Source organism: Clostridium sp. AM42-4 (genome assembly GCF_003480105.1).
Lineage (GTDB): Bacteria > Bacillota > Clostridia > Lachnospirales > Lachnospiraceae > Brotaphodocola.
This window is the reverse complement of the sequence record NZ_QUIK01000013.1, coordinates 33,720-48,359: the sequence shown is the minus strand read 5'-3', so window position 1 is coordinate 48,359 and position 14,640 is coordinate 33,720. Positions and strand designations below refer to the sequence as shown.

The 14,640-nt window shown below is 47.6% G+C and carries 14 protein-coding genes and 1 riboswitch; of the genes, 2 read left to right on the top strand and 12 right to left on the bottom strand.

Annotated elements, in window-relative coordinates; genetic code table 11:
• Positions 1 to 41 precede the first annotated feature (41 nt).
• The 8 genes from DW922_RS11380 to DW922_RS11345 all read right to left on the bottom strand — a co-directional run bounded on the left by DW922_RS11380 (position 42) and on the right by DW922_RS11345 (position 7,639).
• A complete protein-coding gene (locus DW922_RS11380) occupies positions 42 to 902 on the bottom strand; it encodes a DMT family transporter (RefSeq protein ID WP_195715054.1) in 861 nt (286 codons plus the stop codon).
• A 2-nt stretch (positions 903 to 904) separates the two neighbouring features.
• Complete coding sequence (locus DW922_RS11375; RefSeq protein ID WP_118726606.1) at positions 905 to 1,447, bottom strand: DUF3877 family protein; 543 nt, start codon at positions 1,445 to 1,447, stop codon at positions 905 to 907.
• Between the two features lie 121 nt (positions 1,448 to 1,568).
• Positions 1,569 to 1,979 (bottom strand): ACT domain-containing protein, encoded by a 411-nt coding sequence (locus DW922_RS11370; protein ID WP_118708816.1) that lies wholly within the window; start codon positions 1,977 to 1,979, stop codon positions 1,569 to 1,571.
• A 153-nt stretch (positions 1,980 to 2,132) separates the two neighbouring features.
• On the bottom strand, positions 2,133 to 2,600 hold the full coding sequence (gene ribE, locus DW922_RS11365; RefSeq protein WP_118542984.1) for a 6,7-dimethyl-8-ribityllumazine synthase: 468 nt from the start codon (positions 2,598 to 2,600) through the stop codon (positions 2,133 to 2,135).
• A gap of 61 nt (positions 2,601 to 2,661) precedes the next feature.
• The gene (locus DW922_RS11360) at positions 2,662 to 3,864 is read right to left on the bottom strand and encodes a bifunctional 3,4-dihydroxy-2-butanone-4-phosphate synthase/GTP cyclohydrolase II (RefSeq protein WP_118726605.1); all 1,203 of its coding nucleotides are present in this window, start codon (positions 3,862 to 3,864) and stop codon (positions 2,662 to 2,664) included.
• Positions 3,865 to 3,891: 27 nt separating this feature from the next.
• Positions 3,892 to 4,575 (bottom strand): riboflavin synthase, encoded by a 684-nt coding sequence (locus DW922_RS11355; protein ID WP_118726604.1) that lies wholly within the window; start codon positions 4,573 to 4,575, stop codon positions 3,892 to 3,894.
• A complete protein-coding gene (gene ribD, locus DW922_RS11350; protein ID WP_118726649.1) occupies positions 4,556 to 5,659 on the bottom strand; it encodes a bifunctional diaminohydroxyphosphoribosylaminopyrimidine deaminase/5-amino-6-(5-phosphoribosylamino)uracil reductase RibD in 1,104 nt (367 codons plus the stop codon). The genes DW922_RS11355 and ribD overlap by 20 nt, the downstream gene beginning before the upstream one ends.
• A 372-nt stretch (positions 5,660 to 6,031) precedes the next feature.
• A riboswitch (FMN riboswitch) is annotated at positions 6,032 to 6,146 on the bottom strand.
• A gap of 95 nt (positions 6,147 to 6,241) precedes the next feature.
• The gene (locus tag DW922_RS11345; protein ID WP_118726603.1) at positions 6,242 to 7,639 is read right to left on the bottom strand and encodes a DNA/RNA helicase domain-containing protein; all 1,398 of its coding nucleotides are present in this window, start codon (positions 7,637 to 7,639) and stop codon (positions 6,242 to 6,244) included.
• Positions 7,640 to 7,904: 265 nt separating this feature from the next.
• Here DW922_RS11345 and DW922_RS11340 point away from each other — a divergent pair, with 265 nt between their 5' ends.
• Both DW922_RS11340 and DW922_RS11335 read left to right on the top strand, forming a co-directional pair.
• Positions 7,905 to 10,028, top strand: a complete 2,124-nt coding sequence (locus tag DW922_RS11340; RefSeq protein ID WP_118726602.1) for a M28 family peptidase — start codon at positions 7,905 to 7,907, stop codon at positions 10,026 to 10,028.
• An 88-nt stretch (positions 10,029 to 10,116) separates the two neighbouring features.
• Positions 10,117 to 10,752, top strand: a complete 636-nt coding sequence (locus DW922_RS11335) for an N-acetyltransferase (RefSeq protein WP_118542989.1) — start codon at positions 10,117 to 10,119, stop codon at positions 10,750 to 10,752.
• 68 nt (positions 10,753 to 10,820) lie between these two features.
• Here DW922_RS11335 and DW922_RS11330 read toward each other — a convergent pair whose 3' ends face one another.
• From DW922_RS11330 to DW922_RS11315, 4 genes are all read right to left on the bottom strand, one after another.
• On the bottom strand, positions 10,821 to 11,540 hold the full coding sequence (locus DW922_RS11330; protein ID WP_347560310.1) for a biosynthetic peptidoglycan transglycosylase: 720 nt from the start codon (positions 11,538 to 11,540) through the stop codon (positions 10,821 to 10,823).
• A 200-nt stretch (positions 11,541 to 11,740) separates the two neighbouring features.
• On the bottom strand, positions 11,741 to 12,307 hold the full coding sequence (locus tag DW922_RS11325; protein ID WP_118726601.1) for a chromate transporter: 567 nt from the start codon (positions 12,305 to 12,307) through the stop codon (positions 11,741 to 11,743).
• Positions 12,304 to 12,870: a chromate transporter gene (locus DW922_RS11320; protein WP_118726600.1), complete on the bottom strand. Its 567-nt coding sequence runs from the start codon at positions 12,868 to 12,870 to the stop codon at positions 12,304 to 12,306. Before DW922_RS11320 ends, DW922_RS11325 begins: the two co-directional genes overlap by 4 nt.
• Positions 12,871 to 12,884: 14 nt before the next feature.
• A complete protein-coding gene (locus tag DW922_RS11315) occupies positions 12,885 to 14,639 on the bottom strand; it encodes an ABC transporter ATP-binding protein (RefSeq protein ID WP_243032192.1) in 1,755 nt (584 codons plus the stop codon).
• Between the last annotated feature and the right edge of the window lies 1 nt (position 14,640).

Here is a 14,640-nt window from a genome sequence, read left to right as displayed (position 1 = left end):
ATTCTGAATCACCATATTCAATGTAACATATTTCTTTTCTGTCAACAAGTCTTTCGATTATTATAAAGAAACATAACTACAGCCATCACACAGATCGTCAGATAGCCGATCACACTCAAGAAATCCGGCATCTGGCTGAACAAAAGAAATCCTAACAGGGCAGAAAAGATGATCTGTGAATAATCGTACACCGAAATCTCGCGCGCCGGAGCATTGCAGTAAGCCGCAGTAATGCTGAACTGACCACCGGATGCCGCAAGTCCTGCAAGCAGAAGAAATCCAAGCTGGGACGCACTCATCGGATGGTAATGCAAAAGCAGGTACGGCAAAGAAACCAGGCAGGAAAAACCGGAAAAGAAAAAGACGATAAAAGGTCCTTTTTCTCCCCGCTCTCCCAAAAGCCGTACAAAGGTATACGCAACACCTGCAAACAGACCGCCGCAAAGTCCGATCAGTGACGGTACCAGTGCCATGTTGGCAAAGGTCGGTTTTAAAATGAACAAGCTTCCGATAAAAGCACCGACTACGCAAAATGCCTGTGTTGGCTTTACTTTTTCGCCAAGGATCAGAAAGCTGAATACAATGGCGAAAAACGGCGACATCTTATTTAACATGGAAGCATCTGCCAAAACTAGGTGGTCGACCGCATAAAAGTTGCAGAAAATTCCCAGCGTTCCAAACGTAGAACGCAGGATCAGATACCCGAGATTTTTCTTTGCATCAGTCAGCCAGATCTTATTTTTGATCAGAAGGATCACGGCAAAGAAAAATGCGATCAGATTTCGGAAAAAACTCTTCTGCACAGACGGGATATCTCCGGCGAGACGTACAAACACACTCATCAGGGCAAAGCAGAATGAGGACAATACAATATAAAGGATTGCTTTATGTTTCCGGTTCATGCTCAAGCCTCCTCAAAACCAAAATCCGCATAATCTTCCGGCAGGAAACGGTGATAAATGATGTGGCAGCCTTCATCCTTAAAGCAATAATAATAAGAATCTTTTGCGCCTTCTGCGAACCGGATTAAAAGATCAAATTCATCACCCTTTACCGGCTTCACAATAACCGGCCATGGCTGTTTTTCAAACAATGCTTTGATTTCTTCCATGGTACAGTCATGGCGTCCGACCAGTTCGACCAGCTCTTTGATAAATTCGTTTGGAAGCGTGTTTTCCTTCACATATACAACGCCTTCCTCCGGAATCAGGAAGCAAAAGCGTTCCTTCTTTGCAGAAACCGTGATCTTTCCCAGGTGTGGTTCTGCCTCCCTGCAAAAGTCAGAAAGCAGCGTGAGCATTTCCTGCTCCCCGCATGATTTTCCAGTCAGGTGCATAAGGGAGCTCAGCGGATAGTACAGACGGATACACTCCTTCCGGTAACCAAGCTTGGCCTGTTCCTCTTTGACCAGATCGATGATATTTTGTTCCAGTTTTTCAAATTGCATTTGTTGTTAGTCTCCTTATTACATTCCATTTTCCTTGCTGTAGTCTTCATTTTCCATATACAGCAAAAATAGGGATGCCGGCCTTTTTTGCCTGAACATCCCTCATTTTTTGATCACTTTTTTAAACTTCGGTCATCTGAAAGCCCTTTGCGGCCAGACATTTTTCTACGAACTCACAATCGTCTGTGTGAAGAACCATGACCGGCTTTCCAGACTGACGGTTGAAAGACAGGTACTGGTAATTGACATTGATATTGCTCTCTAAGAATGCTGCCAGAACCCGGTTTAAGCTTCCCACCTCATCCTCTACTTCGATGCCGAGTACATTGGTGAGACGGCATAAGTAACCGGCCTCAGTCAGGATTTTCTGTGCCTTTTCCGGATCAGTAACCACCATGCGGATGATTCCGTATTCCGCACTGTCATTTGTGACAGAACCAAGAATATTGATGTCGGCCTCCGTCAAAATGCCAGTCACTACCTTAAGTGCCCCCTTTTTATTTTCTGCGTATACAGATACCTGCTTTAACATGCTCTATTTCCTCACTTTCCATTTTCCAACGATTTATCTATTTACATACAGATTTTTAGTTTTCTTCTTTTATTTTAAACGAAAAATAAGATTCGTCAACATGTTATTCTTTTAGAGTGCAAAAGTTTTCAGTATTTTATCGGTGCTTTTTATCTATGCTTCCAATGCACGGATCAGATTCACCATCTCGATGGCACCGGTCGCGCACTCATACCCTTTATTTCCTGCCTTACTGCCTGCACGCTCGATTGCCTGCTCAATGTTATCGGTGGTCAACACACCAAACATCACCGGAATGTCACTGTTTAAAGAGACATTTGCAATCCCCTTGGAGACTTCACTGCATACATAATCATAGTGGCTTGTGCTTCCACGGATCACGGCACCCACACAGATTACCGCATCATACTTTTTACTTTTCGCCATCTTCGACGCGATCAGGGGGATTTCAAAGGCACCTGGCACCCACGCGATATCGATATCTTCCTCTTTGACATCGTGGCGTTTTAAACCATCCAGTGCCCCGCCAACCAGCTTTGACGTAATAAATTCATTAAATCTTGCTGCCACAATTCCTACACGGATTCCTTTTGCTACTACATTTCCTTCCAGTACTCTCATATGTTTGTCCTCTTTCTTCATAATATATTATAAAATGATATTGCAACAGATTTTTTACCCTCTAATACCGCAGCAGATGCCCCATACGCTGCTGCTTGGTCCGCAGGTAAAACAGATCGTATTTCGTCGCGCTCATCTGGATCGGCACACGCTCTTTGATGGTCATGCCAAACTCCGAAAGCTGGTATACTTTATCCGGATTGTTGGTGAGCAGGCGCATGCTCTTTACTCCAAGATCCCGCAGGATCTGTGCACCGATGTAATATTCCCGCTCATCCCCGGCAAAACCAAGTGCCAGATTAGCCTCCAGGGTATCCATGCCCTTTTCCTGCAGTTCATAGGCCTTCAGCTTGTTGATCAGACCGATGCCGCGTCCTTCCTGCCGCATGTAAAGGAGAATACCACGTCCTTCTTTTTCAATCTGGGTCATGGCTGCCGCAAACTGCTGGCCACAGTCACAGCGCAGGGAACCAAACGTATCGCCGGTCAGACATTCCGAATGAATCCGGCAAAGGACATCTTCCCCATCTCCAATCTCACCTTTTACCAGTGCGACATGATGTTCGCCATTTAATCGGTTTACATAGCCGTAAGCCACAAATTCTCCGTATTTGGTCGGCATTTTCGTCACAGTCACCCGGTCAATCAGTTGATCCTGGGATTTCCGGTAATTTTTCAGGTCCTGGATCGTGATGAATTTTAAGTCCCATGTTTTTGCCAGTTCCTGCAGTTCGCTGGTGCGCATCATGGTTCCGTCCTCTCGCATGATCTCACAGCAAAGCCCGCATTCCTTTAATCCGGCCAGGCGGCACAGATCCACGGTAGCTTCCGTGTGTCCTTCCCGTTCCAGAACACCATTCTTTTTTGCCAGCAGCGGGAACATGTGTCCCGGTCTGCGAAAGTCCTCCGGCTTTGCATCCTCTGCCACACAGCGCATGGCCGTGACGGAGCGCTCCGCTGCGGAAATTCCGGTCGTCGTATCGACACAATCAATCGAAACCGTAAACGCTGTCTCATGGTTGTCTGTATTATTGGTCACCATCTGAGGAATCTGCAGTTTCTTTACATATTCCTCGGACATCGGCATGCAGATCAGTCCTTTTCCATGGGTTGCCATGAAATTGATATTTTCCGTCGTGGCAAACTCTGCCGCACAGATGAAATCTCCCTCATTTTCCCGGTCCGGATCATCGGTCACCAGAATGATATGTCCTTTGCGAAGTTCTTCTAACGCTTCTTCTACGGTATTGTATTGAAATGCCATAATTTTTCCCTCCTGCCTTGCGTTTTATTAAAATCCATATTGGGTCAGAAATTCTTTTGTAATTTTGCTTTCTGTCTGTTTTTGTCTGGAATCTGGTTGTTCTGGACATTTGCACTCTGTCATTCCCCCACCCAGCAGCCGCTCCACGTATTTCCCGATGATATCATTCTCCAGGTTCACTTTATCTCCTTCTTTCCGCTCTCCCAAAGTTGTCACGGCATTGGTGTGCGGTATCGTGGAAACGGAAAAAGATTTCTCCGTCACCGATGCCACAGTCAGGCTGATCCCATCGATCGTAACGGATCCCTTTTCCACAATATAGCGAAGAATTGCCGGGCTGGCTTCCACAGTATACCAAATTGCATTATCATCCCGCGAAATCTTCCGGATCGTTCCGGTTCCATCCACATGGCCACTTACGATATGACCGCCAAACCGCCCTCCTGCTGCCATTGCCCGCTCCAGGTTCACGTGCATGCCCGGTTTTGCACCTTTTAAGGAAGAACGGTTTAATGTTTCATGCATTACGTCTGCCGTAAACCCGGAAGTGTCCAGATTCGTTACCGTCAGGCAAATCCCATTGACTGCAATGCTGTCGCCCACTTTGGTACCGGCAAGCACCTGTTTTGCCTGAATGGTCAGCGCCGCCGAATGTGCACCCCAGGTAATCCGTTTTAACATTCCAATCTCTTCAACGATCCCCGTAAACATCCTGCACCTCGCTTTCCACTAGGAAATCCTCGCCCAGCTTTCGGATTTCTCTGACCTTCAGCCGGACCGCTTCCGAAGGATCTGCCACACCAGGCCCCTCCACCGGCGTTTTGGCTTTTGCACCGCCAAACAGCTTCGGTGCAAGATAAGCATGTACTTCTTTGACAATCCCGCTTTTTAACGCGGACCAGTTTAAGGTACCGCCTCCCTCCAGCAAAATACTGTCGATCTGTTTTTCGCCAAGCAGCTTCATCAGGTCCTTGAGATTCACATGCCCCTCTTCCTCTGAAACCGGCAAAATCTGGCAGCCCGCCTGTTCATAGGGAAGATATCGTTTTTTGTCCGTCTCGCAGACAGCCAGAATTGTAGGAATTTCCCTCGCGGTCTTTACGATTCTGGATTCCATCGGAGTTTTTAAGTGTGTATCACAGATGATCCGGACCGGATTTCTTCCTCCCGGCATGCGGCAGTTCAGCAATGGATCATCTGCCAGTACGGTATTGACACCCACCATGATGCCACGATAACGGCTGCGCTCCCGCTGCACCCAGGCCCTTGCCTCCTCACCGGTAACCCATTTGGATACCCCGGTGTATGCCGCAATTTTCCCATCCATGGTCATGGCATATTTCAAAACCACATAGGGAGTTTTTCTGCGGATGTAATGGAAAAATACCGGATTTAGAGCATCGCATTCCTCTTTCAGCACATGGGTTTCTACCAGAATGCCGCGTTCCCGCAAATACTGGATTCCCTTTCCGGCAACCAGTGGATTCGGATCATCCGATCCCACAAAAACCCGCTTGATCCCCGCCTGCACAATTGCCTCTACGCAGGGAGGCTGTTTTCCATAGTGGCAGCATGGCTCTAACGTGACATAGAGGTCTGCCCCCTCCGTCGGCTCCATACAGGCACGGAGCGCATTGCGCTCTGCATGAAGTTCCCCATACCGCGCATGGTATCCTTCCCCGATGATTCTCCCGTCTTTTACCACCACGGCACCTACCATCGGATTCGGACTGGTCCAGCCTTCGCCTTTTTTCGCCAGTTCCACTGCCCGGCGCATATAATCCTGTTTTGTCAAAGACTCCTTCCTCCATTTCCTGTTCGCATAAGTATCAAGCAGAAGGATGGTTAACGTCAGATGCACCACAGATACTTCTGAGTTATGCAATACAGAAAAAAGCAGATCCAAAGAATCAATATTCTTCAGAATTTGCTTTTCTTTTTGTACTGTTTTTCCGTTATTTTTGAATTTTCCGTATCCTGTAGACCATTTTCCAAATCATGAAAAAGAACTTTCTTTGTTCCTGCTCACGAAATCACGAAAAATGCGATCTGCATGTTCCATTTGTTTCATAAAACACAATTCCTATGAAATAAAAGAAGCTCTGGAATTTTCATTCCAGAGCGGTTATCACAAATACGGTATTTTCAAAAATATAAGAAATACACGATCATTCTTCTTTCATCCAGACTATACTGTCGGCTTCGGAATTGCACCGAATCATGCCTTGCGGCTCGTGGGCTTTACCACCGGTGGGGACTCGCACCCCGCCCTGAAGACTTTATGCTTTTTACAAGGGGTATTATGGCACATTTCTATAGGAAAGTCAAGATATGGTTTAAAATTGGTGTAATCCTGTGTGAATCCAGATTCATGAAACTATAACAGGTCCAAAAGCACATCATACAACGGAACATTATTTTTTACAATCAGCATCAGTTTTTCTTTTGCACCGTTCAGCTGATGAAACAGCTTCCGCACAGTATGATTTTCAGAACGCAAATATTGATTTTTATCATAGAAATACTGCTCATCCAGCATCACCGCCAGACAATCCGGTGTTTTTCCTGTTACCATATGTTCTGACAAAAGCTGATATCCCTGTTCTTTTGCATCCTGAATCAAATTTTCTGCTTCCTGGTTATCGTTGGCATAAAACACAATAACATTTGGAAAATGTCTGGTAACTTTCCGTTCTGGAAGATGCATCATATTTTGAATAAAAGTTGAAAGTTCCGCATTGGTCCGTATCCGGTTTGTCAGGCGAAACATCCAAACCTCAGCAAGATTTTCCAACTCCTGTTTTATGCTTTGATCCGCTTCTTCCGGTGAAACCGGGCTCTCATCGTCACTGGAAAAAACAACCGGACGTCTTCCAGCCAGGTTTACAATCCTATGTAATACATCCTGACTCAGTAAATGTGCTTCATCAACCAGAACGGCACTGTACTCATCTAATTTTGTTTCTTCTGTAATTTGCGAATCCGAAATCCAGATAATACGCAGCAGGCGTTCATGAAGTTTTTTCCATTCCTGCCCGGAAGTTCCACAGTGAATCATGCATACCTTTTGCCGGGCAGAAAGTTTCATGGCAATGTCATACAAAAGCAAGGTTTTTCCTGTTCCGGGAAGCCCCAAAAACCAGTAATACCCACTTCGTTCTGTCCTGATTCTTCTTAGAATCTGCCGTTCGATATCTTTCTGCTGCGCTGTCAGAAAATATTCCTTTCTCAGGAAACGTTCCGGCTGTGTCAGCGGCGAGATCAGATACCATTCCGCCTGGAACAATGTTTCCAGATTTCCAGTGTAATCTGGGCTTTTCTCCTGCAATTCCTCGCACAACTGTTTCCAGTCTGTGTCGGCAATGTGGTCATGATTCGTCAGACGCACCAACCGGTTCTGACTACTGATGTAAGTGTAAGACTTGATCGGTTTTCCAAGTACAGACAAATAATAGCAGTTCTGTATCAGCTGCCTGCGTATGGCATCTTCGGAAACCGCACCGCTTTTCAGTTCAATGTTTACGATCTGGTTTTCTTTCACCTGGAGCAGGTCAAATTCCTTTCCAAGCCGTGGAATCTGAAAGGAGTAGAAAAAGCGCAGACGGTATACATGCTCCATATGAGCTTCCAGCTGATCTACCAGGGCTTTCATGCTATTCAGTTCCCATGTACGAAACTTCAGTGGCTTTTCTCGTTCAGATAAATGATACTCCAGTTTGGTAAGATTGGTCAGCTTCTGTTCTCTTGTCAGTGCATAAATTGATATTGACTTCATTGTTTCCTTACTCTCTCCGCTATATTCTTCCAGTTTTGATTCATCTGCGCTTTGCCTCTGGCTTTACTGCCCCAATAGCCAGAATGCCTTTCATAGCTTCATCATACCACACAAACAAATCCCGAACAATCTGCCATTCTAATTTGATCTGATTCTTTTTTCTCCATTTTCCTTTTCTCCTCCGCTATTCAGTGCTATAATGAAACGGCAAAGCAGTCACGTGACTTCGTCACGGAATCGACTGCACAAACGGAGGTTAACCCACATGAATTTACAACAATCAATCCTAGAAAACCTTGATATAAATTACTCTTATCAGCTGGCGAAGCGCATGGAACAGTTCCGCTCCAACCCGGTGCTTGGTTACCGGCCGGCCGGTTCCAAGGCAGAATTCGAGACCGGCGAGATGCTGAAACAGGAAATGGTAGCCATCGGCCTTTCCAACGTCACAAAAGATGCCGTAAAGGTAGACGGCTGGGAATTTAAAAAGGCGCTGCTTTCTTACACCGATGAAAACGGAACACGTCATGAGATTCAGCTCGGTGCTTACCAGACCACCTTTGTGACCGATGGCCCGAAGGACTTTTCCCTGATGTATCTTGGAAAAGGAACTGCTGCCGACTACGAAGGCAAAGACGTTACCGGGAAGCTGGTTCTGGTCGACATCAACCAGCGAGACGAATGGTGGATCAATTATCCGGTCTATCAGGCTCATTTAAAAGGTGCTGCTGCGCTGATTGCTGTACAGAGCGGCGGCTATGGCGAGATTGACGATGAGGCGCTGAATGCGCAGGATATCGCCGGACCGGAAAATGCACCTGCGTTTTCTATCTCCAGAAAAGATGCAGACCCGTTAAAGAGTCTGCTCCTTGCAAAAGAAGCTGCTTCTAACACACACATAGATGCGGATGCCCCTGCAGGCGATACCGCGCTTACTTCCGAGATTACCGTAACCCTGGATGCAGACAGCCGCGTAACCCGTGACTGCACTACTTACAATATCGTGGGATCGATTCCGGGAAAGCATGCAGACCGCATGATCCTGTTATCTGCCCACTATGACTCTTACTTCAGTGGTTTCCAGGACGATAACACCGCGGTTGCGCTGATGTTTGGAATCGCGAAAGCACTTTTAAAAAGCGGCATGAAGCCAAACAACACCATTGTGATCTGTGCGATGGCTGCGGAGGAATGGGGGGTTGTAGACTCCAACTTCGACTGGTCGACCGGCGCTTACGAGCAGGTGTTTACCGCGCATCCGGAGTGGGTTGGAAAGGTCATCGCTGATTTAAACTTCGAGCTTCCGGCGCTTGCACACGGCACCCGTGCCCGCATCCGCAGCTGCTACGAATATACACGCTTTTTGGAGGAGTATCTTTCCGAGCTTCCAGACCTGACCCAGGCATACCCGGAGGAGACCCGCATTACTTCCCCGATTGAGACCTGGTCGGATGATTTTTCCATGGCGATTGCCGGAATCCCATCCATGGTCAATGATTTTACCGGCGGCAGCTTTATGGAAACCCATTATCATTCCCAGTTCGACAATGACGCATTTTATGACGAGCAGGTCTACCGGCTTCACCACGAGCTGTTTGCCCTTCTTGTGGCTGCTCTGGACGAGACCTGCGTGATCCCGTTATGCTCTGCCCCAGTTATGAAACGTGCACTGGACGGATATGCTGCATCCAAAGAGGTGCTCCGCCCATTTGTTGCCATGGATCTCATCAGCCCTATGACACTGGCTTCTCTCGTGGAAAAGATTGCAAACCTGGAAGATATGTTACAGCACGCACAGGAGGTTGCAGAAAGCCGCTATGAATCCCGCATGCATACCAACAGCCGTTACCAGGCACTTCTGGCAGAAGGAAAAGCAGAGGAAGCGGAGGCTTTATTTATGGAATCAAGGGAAGCCGAGCAGGAAGCACTGAGACGCTTCAAGTGTGCGCAGGATGAGCTGGTCCGCATTGACTGGTATGGAAATGTGCATTATCCACACGAAATCCTGCTTCAGAATATCCGCCTCATCGGAGGAGCGATCGCAAACTTAAAAGAGCAGAAGCTCTCTTCTGCCCTTCGCAAACTCTACCAGGTCGACAACAATGCTTACGCATTCATGTTTGACCAGGAAGTCTATGACCATTTTACGGATTACGTATTAAACCAGCCGCAGGACCGCCTGAAATGGGGATACAAACGCCTGATGCCGCATGAGAACCTGTATGCTCTGGTGAAGACACTGCTGGCACAAAAAGAGACTGCCCAGGAGGAGCTTCAGCTTTCTGCACAGATCAGTCATCTGGAACGGATCTTCCAGGACCAGTGCCGTCTGCTGATCCAGACGACAGACCGGATCCAGTGCCTGGTGCATGACCAGTTTTTAATCTGACGATACCAGAAGCAAAACAGACGAAATCCGATATACCACAAATTACCAAACAAAAGAAAGGACAGACGGTCTCCCGTCTGAACACATTATGGAAAGCGATAAACTATACCGCGTACAGCGTGAAGACCTGCCGAAACTGGAAAAGCTTTTATATACCTGTTTTAAACATGACCCGCTCTATGAGACCCTGATCCCGGATCCGGAAATCCGGGAACGCCTCATGCCGGAGCTTTTCCACTGCGATATGGACGAATTTTATGAAACCTGTGAGATTTTTTCTGACAGTGCCGATTTAAACGGAATCCTGGTGGTTTCCGACGAAGCGGAGCCTTACAACATCTTTCAGTTTTACTTTGCAGAAGCGCGCGCAACCCTTCAGACCGATACCTACCTGATCAAAGAGGATCCATCGTTAAAAACCTTCCATAACTTTTTAAAGGGTGGCGATTACTTAAACTCCAGCTGGACGGACCAGCTTCATCAGAAGCAGCGGCTTCACATCATCTATCTGGCTGTCGATCCAAATATGCAGCACCACGGCATTGCCGCGCACCTCATGCAGGAAGCCATCGATTATGCCGATGAGCACCGCATGATGATCTCGCTGGAAACACACAACGAGCATAACGTGGAATTCTACAAAAATCTCGGTTTTAAGGTTTATGGGATTATGAAGCAGAATTTCCCATTAAAGCAGTATTGCATGATCCGTGAGATCCAATAAAAGAAAAAGGCATAGACAAAACCCCAGGGAGCATATCATATCACACTGCCCCTGGGGGTTTCATTTTATCATTTCAAAGCCAGTAGTTCTGCACTCATCACACTGGCTGCCTGGTCATTCAGGTATCCACATGCTTCCATGCGGCTGATTACCTTCTGCTGGCGTTTTTCAGCCAGTGCCAGGTTTTTGCTTGGCGCATATCTGGACGGTGCATTTGGCACGCCTGCTAAAAGTGTCGCTTCGTAATCATTCATCTGGGAAGCTGGTTTCCCGAAATATCCTTCACTGGCTTCCCCGATGCTGTAATAGCCATCTCCAAAATAGATGCTGTTTACATAGAGTTCTAAAATCTCATCTTTTGTATACTTCTGTTCCAGTTCAAATGCCAGAAACACTTCTGCCGCTTTGCGGTTCATGGTTTTTTCCTGGGAAAAGTAAAGATTCTTTGCAAGCTGCTGGGTAATGGTACTTCCACCTTCCACGTAACGTCCTGCCTTTAAGTCGTTGACCAAAGCCCGTCCAATAGCGATCGGATCAAGTGCCCCATGCTCATAAAAGCGGTGATCTTCTACCGATATCACAGCCTGGACGTAAGTCTCCGGCAATTCCTCTATGGAAGTAAAATTCTCCTGGCTGCGGATTTTTGCGACCTTTTCCTCCAGACTTACTTCTTCTACTGCATTTTTGTATAAGCCATAGCCCTCTCCGGCTAAGCTAAATCCACATCCTGCAACGATCGTGCAGGCAAATGCAAACATCCATTTCGCAATTTTCATTCTGCTCATCATAAAAAAGCCCCCTCATCTGTGCTGTCTGAATTCTGTCTTGTTTTCTTATGACATCATTCTAGCACAATGAGGGGGTTTAAGACTTTACCGTTCCCTTAGCGATTCTGACACTATTCCTACAATTCTGACGGGAATTGGAAAATTCTGACAAAAATCTTACATCCCGTCAAGAGAATCTTATACTTGTAAACACCAAATGATCACAAACCTGTGGCCACGGATACAACCACCTTCATAACACCTGCCAATACCATGACCCAGATAGGATTCATCTTCCCCTTCTGCAAAAGGATAAGACAGACCACAAAGATTCCGGCCATAACCCAGTTGGTATTTGCAAGTGCGATCTTGGCATTGCTGCCCCAGAACGCATTGACCAGGATCGCGATTCCGGCAGAGCCGATCAGCGCTACCACGGCTGGTCTGAGCGATGTAAGAATTCCCTGCAGCATTGCCATGTTCCGGTATTTTAAATACAGCTTCGCGATCAGCGTCACAATGATGCAGGATGGAAGGATGCAGCCCAGCGTTGCCGCGAGCGCACCCGGCACTCCTGCGACCTTCATTCCTACAAACGTGGCCGAATTGACTGCGATCGGTCCCGGCGTCATCTGTGAGATCGTGATCAGATCAGTAAATTCTGCCATGGAAAGCCATTTGTGCCCAGTCACTACCTGTCCCTGGATCAGAGGCATGGCTGCATAACCGCCTCCAAAGCTGAACATGCCGATCTGAAGAAAGCTGATAAATAACTGAAGATAGATCATCCTGCATTCTCCTTTCGCGAAAGCAACGTCCGTGCCACACCAAGAAGTCCGCATGCGATCACGACAAAAATGACATTGACCTTGAAGATGCAGGATGCAGCAAAGGCACAAACCATGATCAGGATGGAAGCCTTCTGCTTTCCGTGGATAATCCCGGCGCCCATTTCATAAGTAACCGAAGCGATCACTGCACCTACCCCCGACTGCATGCCCTGCAGCATCTGGCTCACAATAAAATTATCGCGGAACGCATTGTAGCAGACCGAGATCAGGGAAATGATCAAAAATGGCGGAATGACCGTGCCAAGGATCGCTGTCGCAGTTCCCACAAGACCAGCTAACTTATAGCCCACCACAATGGCACCATTTACCGCAATGGCGCCCGGGGAAGACTGGGCGATCGCCACCAGGTCCAGCATCTCTTCTTCCTCGATCCAGTGGTATTCATCTACAAACTTTTTCTTTAGCAGCGTTACAATGACATAACCACCGCCAAAGGTAAAGGCACTTAAGTAAAACGTTGAAACAAACAACTTCCAAAGCATCTGTTTTTTCTTTTCCATAATGACGCGCTCCATCAACCGGCAAACTGGCTGTTATAGAGGTTTGCATAGAAGCCATTCTGTGCAAGCAGAGATTCGTGCGTGCCCTGCTCAATGATATGACCGTCCTTCATGACCAGGATCACATCGGCCTCACGGATCGTGGAAAGACGGTGCGCTACAATAAAGCTGGTACGTCCTTTCATCATGGTAGCAAAGGCCTTCTGGATCCGGATCTCGGTACGGGTATCGATGGAGGAGGTCGCCTCATCCAGAATCAGCATCGGCGGCAGGCACAGCATAACACGGGCAATGCACAGAAGCTGTTTCTGACCCTGGGATAAGTTTCCACCGTCTTCAGAAATAACCGTATCGTAGCCCTGTGGCATACGCTTGATAAAGCTGTGGGCATGTGCCTCTTTTGCTGCCTGGATGATCTCTTCCTCAGTCGCATCCGGTTTTCCGTAAGCAATGTTCTCCCGGATGGTTCCTGCCTTTAACCAGGTTTCCTGCAGCACCATACCATAATTGGTGCGTAGGCTCTTTCTGGTGACATGACGGATATCCTCGCCAGACACTTTGATAGAACCACTGACCACATCATAGAAGCGCATCAGCAGGTTAATCATGGTTGTCTTTCCGCAGCCGGTCGGTCCTACGATCGCGATGCGCTGTCCCGGCTTTACATCGAGGTTTAAGTCCTCGATCAGGGAAGTTTCCGGATTGTAGGAAAAATTAACATGCTCCAGCTTCACGCTTCCATCGACATTCCGGAGCGTCACTGCATCTGCATCCTCCGGGGTAAACGGCGGCTCATCGATCAGTTCAAACACACGGGCCGCGCAGGCAAGTGCGTTCTGCAGCTCTGTTACCACACCGGAAATCTCGTTGAACGGCTTGGTGTACTGGTTTGCGTAGCTTAAGAACGCAGAGAGCTGTCCGACAGACAAAAGACCGCGGATCGCTGCAAATGCGCCTGCCACACCAACACTGGCATAAACCATGCTGTTGACAAAACGGGTTGCCGGGTTTGTGATGGAGGAGAAGAAAATCGCCCGGAGGCTGTAACCCTGAAGGCGGCTATTGATCTCCTCAAACCGTTTCTGTGCCTCCTCCTGATATCCAAATGCCTGCACAACCTTTTCGTTTCCAACCATCTCGTCTACCAGGGAGGTCAGTTCTCCTCTGGTTTTTGACTGCAGCTGGAACATAGAGTAGGTTTTCTTCGCAATAAAGCTTGCCACACACAAAGAAAGCGGTGTCACGCAGACAACAACTACCGTGATAAACGGATTTACCAGAAGCATAAAGCCAAGCGTTCCGAGAATCGTCAGAACACCGGTAAAAAGCTGGGTAAAGCCCATCAGAAGTCCCTCTGAAAACTGGTCGATATCTGCGATGATCCGGCTGATGACATCGCCATACTGGTGCGAATCGATGTACTTGAGCGGCAGGACCTCCAGATGATTAAATGCTTTCGTACGGATATCTTTTACGACCCGGTAGGTGATCTGGTTATTGATATGGTTCATCAGCCACTGGGCCAGAGCCGTAACGGCGATCACAACTGCGATTTTTCCAAGGATTGTAAACAATCCTGCGAAATCTACATTGCCGGGGCCCAGGATCAGGTCTACGCCCTCTCCCACCAGGATCGGAGCATACAGCGTGGTTGCTACCGTCACGGCTGCCAATACCAGAGACAGGACTACCAGCCACTTATAGCTGCCAATGTAATCCAGGATCCGTTTTAAGGTTGATTTGTGTTTTCCGATTTCAAGCTTTGCCACC